Origin of the sequence: Streptomyces sp. NPDC003077 (genome assembly GCF_040611095.1) — a bacterium.
Lineage (GTDB): Bacteria > Actinomycetota > Actinomycetes > Streptomycetales > Streptomycetaceae > Streptomyces.
Genome location: NZ_JBEXNM010000114.1, coordinates 1 through 16,054, shown reverse-complemented (window position 1 = coordinate 16,054; position 16,054 = coordinate 1). Strand labels below are relative to the sequence as shown.

Below are 16,054 nucleotides of genomic sequence, written 5' to 3'. Positions count from 1 at the left end.
TCTGCCGGACTCCCCGAACGGGGCGCCGAGTTCCCCGTGTGAGTCGCCGGGCGCGGCCTGCCACGAAGCGCTGCCTCCACCCAGCGTGGCCGACGTGACGCGGCCGACGTGACGCGGATATCGGCCCGTCAGGCGCCAACCGCACCCACGCAGCAGCCCCTCAGAAGCCAACCGCTCACCAATACCGCCTCCTCAGAAAGTGCCCGCTCACCGATAGCACTTCGCCAGAAAGCACCCGCTCCCCAGTAGCAATCCGGCAGAGGCTTCCCCTCCCCGGTAGCACTCCCTCACGAAGCCATCGCCCTCAGATAGCGATCCAGCACCACATCCGGCAGCACCCGGGCGAGCACGCTCGCGTTCCGGGCGTCGGCGCCGACGCGGTAGCGGGGGCGGGGGCGGGCGGTCACCAGTGCCCTGGTCACCGTCCGGGCGAAGTCCTCCGGCCGGGTCCGGCTGCGCCGGGCGTGCTCCTCGTTCTGGTGCAGGAAGCGGGTGAACGGGACGCGGTAGAGGTCGGCGACGCGCTCGGGCACGTTCTCCAGCGCGGCGCGTCCCACGTCACCGACCTTTCCCCAGATCGGCGTCATGATGGCGCCCGGCTGCACCACGCTCACGTGCACGCCGCCGGCGCGCAGTTCGCGCCGCAGCACGTCCGACAGCGCTTCCTTGGCGAACTGGGCCGACGCGTAGGCGCCGAGGAACGGCAGCGCCACGCTGCCCAGTCCGGAGGTCACGTTGACGATCCGGCCGCCCTCGCGCCGCAGCGCCGGCAGGAACGCGCGGGTGACCGTGAGCTGCCCGACGACGTTCGTCTCCAGCTGCCACCGCAGGCGCTCGGGGGTGACGCACTCCAGCGGGGCCGACACGCAGACCCCCGCGTTGTTGACGAGCCCCCACAGCCCCCGGTCGCCGGTGGCGTCGGCGACCCGTGCCGCGGCTTCGGTGACCGACTCCTCGTCGGTGACGTCCACCAGCACCGGCGTCAGCCGCGAGGGGGGCGCGGCGTCGGCGAGTTCCTTGCCGTCCGCCTCCTTGCGCACGCCCGCGAAGACGTGGAAGCCGACGCGCGCCAGGTGCAGCGCGCAGGCCCGGCCGAGCCCCGAGGAGGCCCCGGTGACCAGCACGGCACGGTCCTTCAGGGATGGCGGCAGTGCGTCACCGTCGAACTTGCCTGGCATGTTCTGTTCCTTTCTGCTGCTCGTGCTCCGGCGGGCGTTCAGAAGGCGGGCGCGGGGAAGGTGAGCGCGCCCTCCAGCGTGCGGGTGAGCCGGGCGTCCGGCATGAAGCGGAAGGTGGCGTCGCGCACCGGGCGCCGGATCGGGTTCTCGGACTGTTCGAAGGTGCTGATGGAGCGGGAGGCCTCGACCATGCCGCGGGCCCGTTCCCGCCGGTCGTCCTCGTAGCGGCGCAGCGCGCGGGGGATGTCCTCGGCTCCGGCCAGGTGCCGGACGAGGACGGCGGCGTCCTCGATGGCCATGGCCGAGCCCTGCCCGAGGCTGGTGAGCATCGGGTGCGCCGCGTCGCCGAGGAGGGTGACCGGGCCGCGGCCCCAGCGTTCGAGGAAGACGCGGTCGCGGGAGGGGACGGGGATGATCTTCTCCTCGGGCGTGGCCTGGATGACATGCCGGATCTCGTCGGCCCACCCGGCGTAGGAGCGCAGCACGTCGATCTTGCCGCCGCGCCAGTTGGCGGACTCGCGGGGCGGCATGTTCTTGGTGCCCCACCAGTAGACGCGCCCGCCGCCGACGTCCACGAGGCCGAAGCGCTTGCCGCTGCCCCAGTAGTGGGTGACCGAGCCCTTGGTGAGGCGGGGGTGTTCGAAGGGGATGACGGCGAGCCAGCAGATGTAGCCGCTGTCGCGGGAGCCCTCCGGGCCGTGGAGTTGCCGGCGGATGACGGAGTGGAAGCCGTCGGCGCCGATCAGCGCGTCGCCGTGAGCCTCGCGGCCGTCCTGGAAGCGGACGGTGACCCGGCCGGTGGCCTCGTCGGTGGTGAAGCTCTCGGCGGTGGCGCCGTAGGTGATCGGTATGCCCGCGGTCGCTTCCAGGAGGGCTTCCTGGAGGTCGGAGCGGGTGATCAGGACGCTGGGGACGCCCAGTTTGCGGATGATCTTCGGGAAGGGGAACTCTCTGATCAGCCGGCCGCGGGAGGTGCGGACGTGGTAGGAGCGCAGCACCTCGCCGCGCTTGTCCAGGGCGAGGTCCAGGCCCATGGACTCCAGCGCCGCGATGGCGTTGCTCATCACCGACAGGCCCGAGCCCGCCGCCTTCAGGGCGCCGGCCCGTTCGTAGATCTCCACCTCCAGGCCGGCGTTGCGCAGGGCGGCGGCGGTGGTCAGCCCGCCGATCCCGGCGCCGACGACGAGGATCTTCTTGGACGTGTGCTGCGTCATGTCACTCTCCCATCAGGTCGGAGACGACCCGGACGACGTGGCCGACGTACGGCTCCTCCATGATCGTCAGGTGGTCGCCGGGCACCACCACGAGGTTGAGGTCGCCGCTGGTGCGCTGCCGCCAGCCGTTGGCCGGGTCCTTGTGCATGCTGTCGATCGCCGAGTGCATGGTGTCCAGCACCTCCGGCAGCGGCTCCTCGGCCTTGATCAGGGTCATGTCCTGGTCGACGATCTCGGGGCGGTAGGCGAAGGCGGCGCGCCAGTTGGCCTCGTAGACGTGGAAGAGGCGGCGGACGACCGCGCCGGTGCTGCCGGCGGGAAGCACGCCCTCGTCGACCGCGAGCCGGGCGATGAAGTCGAACTTCTCGTCCAGCGTGGTCAGTTCGGCCGGGATGATCTCCAGCGGGGAGTCGCCGCCGCGGTGCAGCCACAGCAGTTCCCAGAAGAACCAGCCCAGCAGCGCGTCGTCGTTCGTGCGCAGGCGGCGTCCGGGGTTGAGCGCCGTGGTGTCCAGCAGGACGAGCCGTCCGACCTCGTCGCCCGCGGCCCGAAGCTGCCGGGCCATCTCGAAGGCCACGAAGCCGCCGAAGGACCAGCCGCCGATCAGGTACGGCCCCTCGGGCTGCACCCGCTTCATGGTGGCGATGTAGCCGGCCGCGATGGACTCCACGTCCCGCAGCGGCTCGGTGCCCGGGTCGACGCCGGCCGCCTGGAAGGCGTAGAAGGGCCGGCCCGGCGGCAGGTGCTTGGCGAAGCGCACGTAGCACAGGACGTTGCCGCCCATGGGGTGGACGAAGAACAGCGGGCGCCGGTCGCCGTCCTTGCGGATGGGCACCAGCGGGTCGAAGGCCACCTCGGCGCGGTCCGAGCGCAGCCGTTCGGCGAGTTCGGCGACCGTCGGCGCGGCCACGAACTCCGACATCGGCACGTTGACGCCGTAGCGCTGTTCGATGAGGACGACCAGCCGCATCGCGGTCAGGGAGGTGCCGCCCACGTCGAAGATGTTGTCGTGGACGCCCAGGGTGGGAAGCCCCAGGAGTTCGCTCAGCATCTCGACGAGGGTGCGCTCGTAGGCGTCCCGAGGGGCGGTGGTGTCGCCGGAGGCGCCGGTGGTCAGCGGGGCCGCGCGCAGCGCCGCGTCGTTCCGCTTGCCGCTGGGGGTCAGCGGCAGGGCGGGCAGCCACTCGTAGTGCGAGGGCACCATGTACTCCGGGAGCACGGTCCGCAGTTGCCGGCCGAGCGCCGCCACGTCGGTGGTGTCCGGGTCGCCGACCAGGAAGGCGGCGAGGAAGGAGTCGTTGCCCTCGCGGCGCCGGGCGACGACCGCGGCCTCGGTCAGGCCCGGGTGGTCGGCCGCGAACCGGGTGATGGCGAGCTCCACCTCGGCCGGTTCCACGCGGAAGCCGCGCACCTTGACCTGCGAGTCGGAGCGGCCCAGGCACACCACCTCGCCGCCGCCGGGCAGCGCGAACCCCAGGTCGCCGGTCCGGTACAGCCGCGGCCCGTCTTCGCCCGCGGGGCGGATGAAGCGCTCCCCGGTCAGGTCGGGCCGCCCGAGGTAGCCCTCCGCCAGGCAGTCGCCCTCCAGGTACAGCTCGCCCTTGACGCCCGGGGGCACCGGCCGCAGCCGCTCGTCCAGGACGTGCACCCGCGTGCGGGCGACGGGGACGCCGATGGGCGGCAGGGCGGGGAAGGCGGCCGGGTCGCCGCTCATGGTGTGGAAGGCGACGACGTGCGACTCGGTCGGGCCGTACTGGTTCTCCAGGATCACCCCGGGCAGCGCGGCGCACAGGCGGCGGATCTCGTCGGTGACGCGCAGTTGCTCACCGGAGGAGATCAGCGCCTTCAGGTGGCGCGGCACGGTGCCCAGCGCGTCCGCGGCCTCGGCGAACTGCTGGAGCGCCACGTACGGCATGAACAGCCGCTCGACGCCCTCGCGGTCCAGCAGGCGCAGCAGGGCGGGCATGTCGCGCCGTACGTCCTCGCCGACCAGCACCAGCGTGCCGCCGCCGCACAGCGTGGAGAACACCTCCTGGAAGGAGACGTCGAAGCTGGACGGGGCGTACTGGACGGTGTTCCCGCCCACGACGCCGCTGGGGATGCCGTTCTGCCACGCGATGAGGTTGGCCAGCGAGCGGTGCGGCATCGCCACGCCCTTGGGCGCGCCGGTCGAGCCGGAGGTGAACAGGACGTACGCGATGCTGTCCGGGCTGATCTCGGGCAGCGGGACGGCCTCGGGCGCGGTCGCGTCGGGTCCGAACAGGTCCTCGGCGAGGAGCAGGTTTGGCCCGTCGGCGAGCTGGTCCGCGTGGGCGGTGTGGGCGACGACGGTGACCGGGGCGGCCTGCTCCAGCATCGAGCGGATGCGCTCGCGGGGGTAGGCGGTGTCCAGCGGCACGGCGGCGGCGCCCGCCTTCAGGACGCCCAGGAGCGTGGCGATCGCCTCGGGCGAGCGGTCCATGGCGATGCCGACCCGGTCGCCGGGCGCGGCGCCGCGTCCCAGCAGGGCGTGCGCCACCCGGTCGGAGGTCTGCGCCAGCCGCGCGTAGCTCCACCGGTCCTCGCCCATGACCAGGGCGGTGGCGTCCGGCGTGGCGGCAGCCCGGTCGGCGACGCCGCGGACGACGTCGGGCCGGGCGGCGGCGGCCGGGAGGGCGGCGGCGGGCTCCGGGGCGAGGAAGGCGAAGTCCGGTGCCTCGTCCGGGTGGCTCACCACGCGGTCCAGGACGCGGGTGAACGCGTCGGCGTACAGGTCGGCCTGCTCGGCGGTGAAGGTGCGGCCGGCGAAGTCCATGCGCAGCCACACGCTGTCGTCGGCCGGGTCGGTGACCGCGTTGACCAGCAGCCGGAAGTTGGTCTCCTCCCAGGCGTGGAAGCCGAGCGAGGTGACGCCGGGGAGCCGGTAGACGTCGGAGAGCTGGCGGAAGTGGATGTAGTTGAACGCGGTCTCCAGGACCGTGGTGCCCAGGTCCTCCTGGATGGAGCTGAGCGGGTAGCGCCGGTGCGGGTGGCTGTCCCGCTCCTGGCGGAAGGCCTCGCGGACGACGTCGAGCCAGGTTCCGGCGGCGGTGTCCAGGCGGACCGGCATGGTGTTCAGGAACAGGCCGGCGATCCGCTCGGCGCCCTCCCGCTCCGGTCGGCCGTGGGTGACCAGGCCGGTGGTCAGGTCGGCGGTGCCGGAGAACAGCCGCAGGGTCAGGCAGTGCGCCGCGAACAGCACGGACTTGACCGGCAGCGCGTGCGCGCGAGCCAGATCGCGGACCGCCTCGGTCAGGTCGCCGGGCAGGTCGACCCGGCGGGTGAGCAGCTCCTCGGAGCCGGGGGCGCGGTGCGGCGTGAAGGCGTCCAGCTGGGGCAACGGGGCCCCCTCCAGCCGCTCGCGCCAGAACGCGCGGGTCTCCTCGGACTCCAGCGCCCGCCGTTCGGCGACGACGTGGTGCGCCGGCGAGGGCAGGTCCAGGTCGGGCACGGCCTCGATGTCCTGGCCCAGGTCGTGCAGGTAGTCCTGGAGGAGTTCGCGGACGAGGTTGGCGACGCTGCCGCCGTCGAGGATGGCGTGGTGGAAGCTGAGCACCAGCTCGACGGTTTCGGCGCACAGGTGGGCCCTGAGGAAGTACAGCGGGGCCCGGTCGAACTCGTACCGCACGTAGCGGTGTTCGTCGACGTGCTTGCGGATCTCCGCGCGGGCCTCGGCCTCGTCGGCGGTGCGCAGGTCCACCACGTCGAAAGCGAGCGGCACCTCGGCGTCCACGACCTGCAACGGCTCGGAGAAGCCGGCCAGGTGGAAGGAGGACCGCAGCACCGGGTGGCGGGCGACGAGCCGGGCGAAGGCGCGCCGGAAGCGCGGCTCGTCCCACTCCATCGCGAAGGAGTACTGGAAGACGTCGTGGTAGACGGCGGAGTTCTCCTGCGCGCGGCTGTGGTAGAGCAGGCCGAGCTGGAGGCGGGTCAGCGGGTAGGCGTCCGCACGGCCCTCCAGGCGGGCCCGGTCGACGCTGGAGACCAGGGCGAACGGCTCCGGCTCCGGGTCGGCCGCGTCGTGTGCGGCGGTGGTGTGCTCGGCGAGCCCCGCCACGGTCGGGTGGCGCATCAGGTCGGTCAGCTCGAAGCGCAGACCGGCGCGTTCGGCGGCGGCGCGGACCCGGAGCATGAGGATGGAGTCGCCGCCCAGGACGTAGTAGTCGTCGTGGACGCCGACGGGCTCGCCGGTGCCCAGCACCTCGGCCCAGATGCGGGCCAGCGTCTCCTCCGTCTCGTTGCGCGGCGCGGTGCGCCGGGCCGGGTCGGCGGTGGGGAGCGAGGGGGCGGGCAGCGCCCGGCGGTCGGCCTTGCCGTTCGGGGTCAGCGGTATCCGCTCGATGCGGACGAAGTGGGCCGGGACCATGAACTCCGGCAGCGTCTCCAGCAGCGCGGCGCGCAGGTGGGCGTGCTCCCGCTCCTGGTCCGCCACGTAGTAGCCGACCAGGTAGGTGCCGCGCTCCGGCGCGTGCGCGTCGACCACGACCGCGTCGCGCACGCCGTCCACGGACGCCAGGGCGTTCTGCACCTCGCCCGTCTCCACGCGGTTGCCGCGGATCTTGACCTGGCCGTCGATCCGGCCCAGGTACTCCACCTCGCCGTCGGCCAGCCAGCGCGCGAGGTCGCCGGTGCGGTAGAGCCGGCCGCCGGGCACGAACGGGTCGTCGGTGAACTTCTCCGCCGTCAGCTCGGGCCGGTCCAGGTACCCGCGCGCCACGCCGACGCCGCCGATGCACAGCTCGCCGGGGACGCCGGCCGGCTGCGGGGTGCCGTGCGCGTCCAGCACGTACAGACGGGTGTTGTCGATCGGCCGGCCGATGGGCACCCGGCGCACCGGGCGCGTGCCGTCGGCGGGCAGGTCGTGGTACGAGACGTCGACGGTGGCCTCGGTGGGCCCGTACAGGTTGACCAGCAGCGGAGGCTCCGCCTGCGCGGCGAAGACGCGGTGGAACTGCTCCGCGCGCGCGGCGGGCAGCGCCTCGCCGCTGCAGAAGACCCGGCGCAGCGAGGACAGGCCCGGCAGCAGGTCCGGGGACTCCTCCAGCAGGTCGAGGAAGGGGCCGAGCATGGACGGCACGAAGTGCACCGTGGTCACCCGGCGTTCGGTGAGCGTCCGGACGAGCCCGCGCGGGTCCTTCTCGGCGCCCACCGGGAGCAGCGCCAGCCCGGCGCCCTCGATGGCCCACCAGAACAGCTCCCACACCGACACGTCGAAGGAGATCGGCGTCTTCTGGAGCAGCACGTCGCCCTCGCCGACCGGGTAGCGCCGCTGCATCCAGGCCAGCCGGTTGATCACCGAGCGGTGCTCGACCATGACGCCCTTGGGGCGGCCGGTGGAACCGGAGGTGTAGATGACGTACGCGAGGTCGCGGGGACCGGCCGTCGGCTCGACGGGGCCGTCGGGGCCGGTGAGGAGGTCGGCGGTGCGGAGGTGGGGGATGGGCGTGTCCGCCTCGGGGGACGCCGGCGCGTCCCCGTCCGTCAGGACCACCTTCGCCCGGCTGTCCGCCAGCAGGAAGGCGATGCGCTCGGCCGGGTAGCCGGGGTCCACCGGTACGTACGCGCCGCCCGACTTCAGCACGCCGAGCAGGGCGGGCAGCAGGTGCGGGCCGCGCCGCATCAGGACGGCGACCCGGTCGCCGGGGCCCACGCCGTGGCCGCGCAGGGCGCGCGCGACCTGGTTGGCGCGGGCGTCCAGCGCCGCGTAGGTCAGCGCCTGGGCGGGGTCGTCGGCGGTGACGGCGATCCGGTCGGGGGTGCGGGCCGCCTGCTCCTCGATGAGGCCGTGCACGGTGCGGTCCTCGGCGAAGGGGACGTCGGGGCCCCGGCCGAAGTCCAGTAACCGCTCCCGCTCGGCGTCGTCGAGGGGGCTCAGCTCGCCGAGGGGCACCTCGGGCCGCTCGGCGGCGCGCCGGATGAGGGCGCGCAGGTGCGCGGCCGTCGCCTCGATGGGCAGGTCGGCGTCGAAGACGTCGCGCGCGTAGTCCAGGTCGACGCGCAGGTCCCCGTCGTCGTCATGCGCGTGGATCATCACCGACAGCGCGTCCTGGTGGTGCACCGGCGCCAGCACGGACGGCTCCCGCTCCACGCCCGCCGGCAGGACGGGCGCGGGGTGGCGCAGGTAGGAGAGGGTGACGTCGAAGAGCTGACGCCTGCCGGAGGGGTCGGCGGGCCGGTCGCGCAGGATGTCGCCGAGCGCGAGCCGTTCGTGCGCGCGCAGCGCCCCGGTGGCCGCCCGCACCTCCCCCGCCACCTGGTGGAGGGTGGCGTCGGCGGGGACGGTCACGCGCAGCGGCAGGTTGTTCGCCACCTGGCCGACGGTCTCCCGCTCCCGGTCGGAGTGGCGGTTGAGGAAGGGAACGCCCAGCACCAGCTCCTCGGAGCGGTGGATCCGGGAGAAGTAGGCGGCGAAGGCAGCCGCGACGAAGGCGAACGGTGAACTGCCGTCCGCCCGGATGGCCTTGACGTCGGCGGCGTCGACGGTGAAGGAGTGGCGGGCGCGGCGCGGCGCGCCCTCGGGCAGCTTCGTCCCGTCGCGGCGGAAGAGGGCGGGGACCGCCGTCTCCAGGGCGCGGCGGAAGAAGGCGCGGTCCCGCTCGCGGTCGGCGGAGTCGCGGTAGGCGGCGTCCGCCGCCACCAGCTCGGACAGGGCGGGCGGCGGCGTGTCCGAGGAGTCCTGGCCGGCGGTGCGCCGCCGGTACTCCGCCCAGGTCTGGAGGCTGAGCTGGTTCAGCGCCCAGGCGTCGGCGATCAGGTGGTGGGCGTTGACGTGGACGTGCAGCACGTCGTCGCTCTCCCGCAGCAGCGCGGCCCGGAACAGCCGGGCGCGGCGCGGCGGAAGCGGCTCGGCCAGGGAGCGTTCGTGCCAGGCGTCGCAGGCCGCCCGCGGGTCCTCCGCTCCCACGAGGTCGACCCGTTCGACCCACTCGTCCGTGTCGGCCGGGTCCTCGTACCACTGGAACGGGACCCCGTCCCGCTCGTCGACGCGCAGCGAGAACGCGTCGTTGCGCCGCAGGCAGGTCACGAGGGCGGCGTGGAGTTCGGCCGCGTCCACCCGGCCGGTTATGCGCTCTTTGAAGACGACGTTGAATTGCGGATCATCCGGTGCCTGGGACTCGGCGGCCCAGATGTCCCGCTGGTAGGAGGTCAGAGGGAAATTGCGGCGGACGGCCACTGCTTTTCCTTTCATCACCAACCCGCATTTTCTTTCGAACGAAATGCGCCAGTGACTCTAGGAGGCCGCGATCACCGCTGCCACTACTCGATCAAGTACCGGAGAACTACACACTTACGCGGCACGCTTCCCCCACACACGGCGCGACCAGCGTCTTTTCGGCCGCCCGCGCGATGGGAACGCTCCCGCGGGCGGCGCGCGGACCGGAAAGGGGAAACAACACGTTCACAATCGCGATGTCCTGGGTATGGGGCGCGTTCGTACGCCGAGAGGTGCGCGGCGGAACCGACGAAGGCGTGGGAAGTGTCAGGGGACCCGCCGTTCGGTGCTTCCGTCCATACCCGTCCGTACCCGTCCATGCCCGTCCATGCCCGTCGATGGGGCAGGGCGCGTCCGTACGGACTTCTGTCGGGCGGAGGCGTTACGCGGCGGAGGAGCGTAACGCGGGCGTGGCGTTCGCCGGGTGCACCGGGGCTGCCGGCCGCCGTGGGGGTGGGTCGTCGGGTGCGGTAGGGAAGGGGGAACCGTTCCCTGCGACGGGCCGGAGACGCGGGGCGGGGCTGTCCGTGATGACGATCCCGCGCCGCGGCTCCGGCACGTCGTCGACGCCTGGCGGGGATCGGCGACGTGCCGGGCCCGGCGGAAGGGCTTCCACCCGATCGACCGGCTGGAAGGGCAGCCCGGCACCTGGCGCACCGCCGAGGACGAGTTCGCCGTCAACCAGGACCACGGATTCGTCCGGCGCGGTCGGCTTCCCGAAGTGGCGGCACCCGAGGGGTAGATCCGGTTGGTGGAGGGGCTTCGCACACCGTTCGTCTCACGTCGGTGCGGAGGGGGATTCGCTCACCGTTCGTCTCGCATCGGTGCGGACGCGGCTTCGCACACCGTCCGTCTCACATCGGTCCGGACGCGGCTTCGCACACCGTCCGTCTCGCATCCGTGCGGAACGCGTACGAGCGGTCGGCCGAGGAACCGGCGCGGCGGAGGACGGCGGCGACGCGCGCCACCGGCTGACCGTCACCGGGGCGGCGCCCGGCGGGATGACGATGCGCACCGGCCGTGACCCGGCTCGCGTTCCGGCCTGGTTCTTCACCCTCGATCGACGACTTACGCCACGCCGGTCCGGTACGCCGCCGTCAGCCCCGCTCGGATCCCGAAGCGCCCCGTCACGTCGCGGGGCGTTCCCTCCGACGCCTCCACGTCGGCGATCCCGGAGACGGCACCGAGCGCGGACGGCCCCTCACCGTGCGGGCCACGCGCGGGCCGAACACGGGGCCCCACGACGAGGGGCCGGCCGTCACCGTCGTGGAGACCGAGGACAGCGGGGTGCTCGCGGGCCCGGTCCGGAAGCGGAAGACCGGCTCACGCCCGGGGGAACGGTGTGGGGACCGCGCAACCCCCTGTCCGGCGACGGCCCTTTCGCACCCGCTAACGGTGACGCCGCGCCGCGCGAAGGGCGACCGCCCGATCCTGGACGCCCACAGGGGTACGCCTCTCCTCCCGGCCGACAGGCCGGATGCCGCCGATCCGCCGATTCCCCGATCCGCTGATCCGCCGACCCGCGGCGTCCCCGCCCCGTAGGCGGCGTGCGGCGCGGATCCTCGACGGGTGCGGTGCAGTGCGGGAGCACCTGCCCATGGCGCCAAGAAGCGTTTCCCGAGCCAGCGTAAGTATGGTTATCATGCAAGCGATGAAGAACTTCTCCTTGTATGGATTGGGGGAATCGTTCGCGCAAGGTGAGTGCTGATGGCACCTCACTTCGCGAACGAGTTTCCGTCCCACCTGTTGATGTGGCAGCGCGTGCGCGAGTACGCCGTGCCACCGTCCATGATCGAGACCGCGACCGCACGGCGTGCGGTCGGCGACTGGGCCGGGGCCTGCGCCGCCGCCCGGATCGACGTCGATCTCGATCTGCGCGCCGTGCGCGACCGCCACGGCACCGAACTCGTCACCCGCCTCCGTGCGGATCTGCGGCGCCTGGCGCCGGACCTGCTGCGCTGGCACATGCCGCGGGTGGCCCCCGACGGGCGGCTCCGGCCCGGCCTGACCGTTTGCCTGGCCCGTTACCCCGGTTCCGGCACCACGCCGCTCCAACTGGTGGTGCGGACGCCGCCACCGTGGGCGGATGCCGGCCAGCGGATGTCCCTGACCCTGTGGGAGGGGGCCGGAAGCGGCGGCCCGGCGCACCATCCGCACCCGCGTCCCGCCCGGCGTTTCCGCCTCGACCTGCACCGGCACCTGTGGGACGCCGCGCGGAGCGGGGAACTGGCCCGGCGGTGCGGTGCCGACGGGGTGCCGTCGAGCCGATCCCGCGCGCCCGACTCCCCATTGCCGCCGAACGGTTCTCCGTGGGCGGTGGCCAGGTGGGCCGCCGAGGCGGAGTTGCTGCTGCGGGCCGAGGGACACGCCGCCCGGGGGGCCTTCACCGTACGGCTCGGTGCGCGGCACCGCGCCGTGTGGGAACTCGTCGCCCCCGACGACAGCCACGCCCCCACGTTGCGGCCACTGCGGGAAGTGCTACCGCCGCAGGAGGTCGCGGCGCTTCCGGTGCTACCGGAGGCGGCGGCCCGGGTCCTTCCGGACCTGGAACTGCTGCGGGCCGGGCTGGTCCCGGCCGAGCGGCTGCATCCGCTCGTCGCCACGGCGCTGACGGCCTCCGGAACGGCATCGACGGTCGGGCGGGCATCTGTGGCCGGACCGGCATCGATGGTCGGGCGGGCATCCGTGGCCGGACCGGCATCGATGGTCGGGCGGGCATCCGTGGCCGGACCGGCATCGATGGTCGGGGCGGCGCCCGTGGCCGGACCCGCCCCTGCCCCTCCACCCGGTGATCCGCACCGGGTGGAGTGCCGGGGCGAGGTGCATCGCATCGCGCTGCGGGACGGCGTGCTGACGCCGATCGACCACGACCCGACCCAACTCCGCCGGGAGGAGCTGCTGATGGCGCTCGGCGGGCCGGGACTGCCGTGCCTGCGGGCGATCGACGCGGCGCACCGCGCCCCGGAGGCGCTGCCCGCGGTCCACGAGCGGCTCGCTCACGGCGACGTCGTGGGGGCGCTGGACGTGGTCGAGGGGCTGCTCGGTCCCGGGGCGGTCCTGCGTGACGGGCCGCTCCGGGACGCCCTGGAATCGGCCGCGGCGCGACGCGTCGACTCCGGTCTGTTCCGTGCGGGGCTCGTCGCCGTGCGCCCCGGTGCCGCCGCGGTGGAGGGCGGGGACGTCCCGGGCGGCGGGCAGGCGGCAGGGGGCCGCCGTCCCCGGCCCGACCGCCGCGTGCGCGCCGGGTCGTCAGGCAAGCGAAGCATCCGGTCACGGCCCCGCTTCAGCCTGTTCCGCTGACCTGCTGGCCTGCTGACCTGTCGGCCTGCTGATCTGTCGGCCTGCTGATCTGTTGGCCTGCTGACCCACCGGCTGGTGACCTGCTGCGGCCTACCGCCCCAGCTGACTCGCCCGCCCTGCTGACCTGCTGTCTGCTGCCTGCTGACCCACCGGCCTCGCCAGCCCACCGGCTGGTGGCCTACCGGCGCCTGCCGTCCCGCTCCCCTCCCCCACCCATCCCCCATATCCCCTGCCGCGCGCACACCGCGCCGCACCCCCACGCCATCCGGAACGGGCCACCCCGTTCCCCGAACCACCCAGGTGACGCCCATGACTTCCCGCACCCTCGCACCCACCACCGCCCCGACCGGCGAAACACCCGAACCCACCTCCACCAACGCCACCCCGGCCGACCCCCACCTCGCCACCGCCGACGCACTCCTGGCTCTCCTGCGAACCACCACCACCGAGCCCCGCCCCGACGAACAGCTCGAAGCCCTCACCCTGGCCGTCGCCGCCGACCTGCCCGTCCTGCTGTGGGGCGAGCCGGGCATCGGCAAGACCGCGGCCCTCACCCAGCTCGCCACGTCCCTGGACCTGCCCCTGACCACGGTCATCGCCAGCGTCCACGAGCCGTCCGATTTCTCCGGACTGCCCATCGTGGGCGACGACCCGGCGGAACAGGGGGTGCCGATGGCGCCGCCGCAGTGGGCCGTGGAGCTGGTGCGGGCCGGGCGGGGGCTGCTCTTCCTGGACGAGCTCTCCACCGCCACCCCGGCCGTCCAGGCCGCGTTGCTCCGGGTCGTCCTGGAGCGCAGGGTCGGCGCGCTGCGACTGCCACCGGGGGTGCGCATCGTGGCCGCCGCCAACCCGCGCGCGTCGGCGGCGGACGGGTGGGAGCTGAGCCCGCCGCTGGCCAACCGGTTCGTACATCTGCACTGGGCGCACGACCCGGAGGTGGTGGTGCGCGGGCTCGGCGGGGTCTGGCCCCGGGCCGAGCTGCCCCGGCTGGTGCCGCGACGGCTGCCGGAGGCGGTGGAGTTCGCCCGGCGCGCGGTCTGCGGGTTCCTCCAGGCCCGGCCGACGCTGATCCACCGGCTGCCCGGCACCGAGACACGGCGCGGCGGCGCCTGGCCCTCGCCCCGCAGCTGGGAGGCCGCGCTGACCCTCCTGGCCTTCGGCACGGCGGCCCGCGTCTCCCGCGAGGTGCTGGCGCTGCTGGTGCGGGGCGCGGTGGGGGACGGGCCGGGTCTTGAACTCCTGGCCCATCTGGACCGGATGGAGCTGCCGGACCCGGAGTCGCTGCTGGCCGATCCGGCCTCCGCCGAACTGCCGGCGCGGGGCGATCTGCGGCAGGCGGCGCTGGAGGCGGTGGTGGCCGCCGTCGGTGCGCGGCCGGAGCGGGAGCGATGGGACGCCGCGTGGGCGGTACTCGTCCGCGCGCTGGAGACCGGCGCCCCGGACCTGCTGGTCGCCCCGGCGACGACGCTGGCCGCGCTGCGGCGCGAGGACTGGGAGGTCCCGGAGGCGGTGGAGCGGCTGGCCGGGGTGGTGGGCCTGTCGCAGCGGGCGGACCGGTCGGTGCGGCGGGTCACGGCGGCGGCCGACGCGGTGGCGGGGGCGGGCCGATGACGGGGGCCGCGAAGCGCCCGGGACCGCGCCCGATGCCCCGGCCCGCGCGGACCACGCCAACCGACTCCAGCAGGCCCCACCTCGCCCTCGACATGGACAAATTGCTGGCCGCCCGGCTGCACGCGGTCAAGGTCCGCCCCTACCTGGCCGACGCCCTGTTCGCGCTCCACGTGGTGGAGGACCGGTCGGTGCCGACGATGGCCGTGGACGCGCACTGGCGCTGCTACGTCTCCCCCGGCTTCGTGGCACGCACCCCGCTGGAGGAACTGGCGGGCGTCTGGGTGCACGAGGTCTCCCACCTGCTCCGCGACCACCACGGACGCGGCGAGCGGTACGCGCGCGAGCACGGGCGTGGCGACCGGTACGCGCGCGAGCACGGGAAACCCGGGCCGGGCGAGCGGAACGGGACGGGGGCCACCTCGTCCGAAAGCTGGGAGAGGCTGCGCCGGAACATCGCCGCCGACTTCGAGATCAACGACGACATCTACGGAGACGGCCTGCCCCTGCCCACCGGGGCCGTGCTGCCGTCGCACTTGGGGCTGACCGACGGGCTGCTGATGGAGGAATACCTGCGGACGGCCTCGATGTCCGGGCTCACCGCGGAACTGGCCTGGCTGGACTGCGGCAGCGGCGCCGACGGACAGGCGCGGCCGTGGGAACTGGGGCCACAGGGGGCACACGGGCTGAGCAGGCAGCAGCGCGACGCGATCCGCTTCCGGGTCGCGGAGGGGATCAAGGGCCGGCCGGGCAACGCTCCCGAAGGGTGGCGCCGGTGGGCGGAGGAGGCGTTCCACCCGCCCCAGCCGTGGCGGCAGTTGCTGAGCGCGGCGGTCCGCTCGGCGGCGGGCGGCGCGGCCGGGACGGCCGAGAACCACAGCTACCGGCGGCCCTCCCGGCGCTCGGCCGGCGTCCCCGGGGTGCTGCTGCCGAGCCTGCGCCGCACGCCGCCCCGGGTCTGCGTCGTGATCGACACCTCCGGATCGGTGAGCGACGCCGAACTCGGCAGCGCGCTGCTGGAGGTGGCCGCGATCTCGCGCGCGGTGGGCGGGCGGCGCGACCTGGTGTCGGTCATCTCCTGCGACGCGGCGGCCGGAGTCGCCGTCCCCCTGTGCCGCGCCGAGAGCATCGAACTCATCGGTGGCGGAGGCACGGACCTCCGCTCCGGCTTCGCCCGGGCGCTCCGCTCCCAGCCCCGCCCGGACGTGATCGTCGCCCTGACGGACGCCCAGACCCCGTGGCCCTCCACGCCCCCTCCCTGCCGCACCGTCGTCGGCCTCTTCCCCCGCCCGGCCGGCGCCGTGGACGAGGACGACCCCACTTACGTCCGCACCCCGCCGTGGGCACGCGTCGTCACCATCGGCTGAGACGGCGCGGAGACGAGGCACCGCCGCACGCTCCGCGCGGACCGTCGCAGCGGCCGAGGAGCCGCAGCCCTGGCCCCGGCGCGGAGCATCACCGCGAGACTCCACCGAGGAGCCCCAGCGCGGAGGCCGGGGCGATGACGGGCCGGTCCCGCCATC

The 16,054-nt window shown here is 74.1% G+C and carries 6 protein-coding genes; 3 read left to right on the top strand and 3 right to left on the bottom strand.

Annotated elements, in window-relative coordinates; all coding sequences use genetic code 11:
* Positions 1-287: 287 nt before the first annotated feature.
* From ABZX96_RS36910 to ABZX96_RS36900, 3 genes are read right to left on the bottom strand one after another with little or no spacing between them, the layout of a single operon-like run.
* Positions 288-1,178 (bottom strand): SDR family oxidoreductase, encoded by an 891-nt coding sequence (locus ABZX96_RS36910; protein ID WP_355553681.1) that lies wholly within the window; start codon positions 1,176-1,178, stop codon positions 288-290.
* A gap of 38 nt (positions 1,179-1,216) precedes the next feature.
* Complete coding sequence (locus ABZX96_RS36905) at positions 1,217-2,392, bottom strand: FAD-dependent monooxygenase (RefSeq protein WP_355553678.1); 1,176 nt, start codon at positions 2,390-2,392, stop codon at positions 1,217-1,219.
* 1 nt (position 2,393) lies between these two features.
* Positions 2,394-9,599: an amino acid adenylation domain-containing protein gene (locus tag ABZX96_RS36900; RefSeq protein ID WP_355553675.1), complete on the bottom strand. Its 7,206-nt coding sequence runs from the start codon at positions 9,597-9,599 to the stop codon at positions 2,394-2,396.
* A gap of 1,731 nt (positions 9,600-11,330) precedes the next feature.
* On the opposite strand from ABZX96_RS36900, the gene ABZX96_RS36895 reads away from it, so the two are divergent.
* From ABZX96_RS36895 to ABZX96_RS36885, 3 genes are all read left to right on the top strand, one after another.
* On the top strand, positions 11,331-12,923 hold the full coding sequence (locus ABZX96_RS36895) for a hypothetical protein (protein WP_355553672.1): 1,593 nt from the start codon (positions 11,331-11,333) through the stop codon (positions 12,921-12,923).
* Between the two features lie 309 nt (positions 12,924-13,232).
* The gene (locus tag ABZX96_RS36890) at positions 13,233-14,534 is read left to right on the top strand and encodes a MoxR family ATPase (RefSeq protein ID WP_355553670.1); all 1,302 of its coding nucleotides are present in this window, start codon (positions 13,233-13,235) and stop codon (positions 14,532-14,534) included.
* Between the two features lie 92 nt (positions 14,535-14,626).
* Positions 14,627-15,898, top strand: coding sequence for a VWA-like domain-containing protein (locus tag ABZX96_RS36885; protein ID WP_355553667.1), 1,272 nt, complete (start codon positions 14,627-14,629; stop codon positions 15,896-15,898).
* Positions 15,899-16,054 lie beyond the last annotated feature (156 nt).

Excerpts from the sequence above, each read along its gene's own strand:
- ABZX96_RS36895 (WP_355553672.1), top strand. The coding sequence starts at position 11,331 with ATGGCACCTCACTTCGCGAACGAGTTTCCGTCCCACCTGTTGATGTGG.
- ABZX96_RS36905 (WP_355553678.1), bottom strand. The coding sequence starts at position 2,392 with ATGACGCAGCACACGTCCAAGAAGATCCTCGTCGTCGGCGCCGGGATC.
- ABZX96_RS36900 (WP_355553675.1), bottom strand. The coding sequence starts at position 9,599 with ATGAAAGGAAAAGCAGTGGCCGTCCGCCGCAATTTCCCTCTGACCTCC.
- ABZX96_RS36890 (WP_355553670.1), top strand. The coding sequence starts at position 13,233 with ATGACTTCCCGCACCCTCGCACCCACCACCGCCCCGACCGGCGAAACA.
- ABZX96_RS36910 (WP_355553681.1), bottom strand. The coding sequence starts at position 1,178 with ATGCCAGGCAAGTTCGACGGTGACGCACTGCCGCCATCCCTGAAGGAC.
- ABZX96_RS36885 (WP_355553667.1), top strand. The coding sequence starts at position 14,627 with ATGGACAAATTGCTGGCCGCCCGGCTGCACGCGGTCAAGGTCCGCCCC.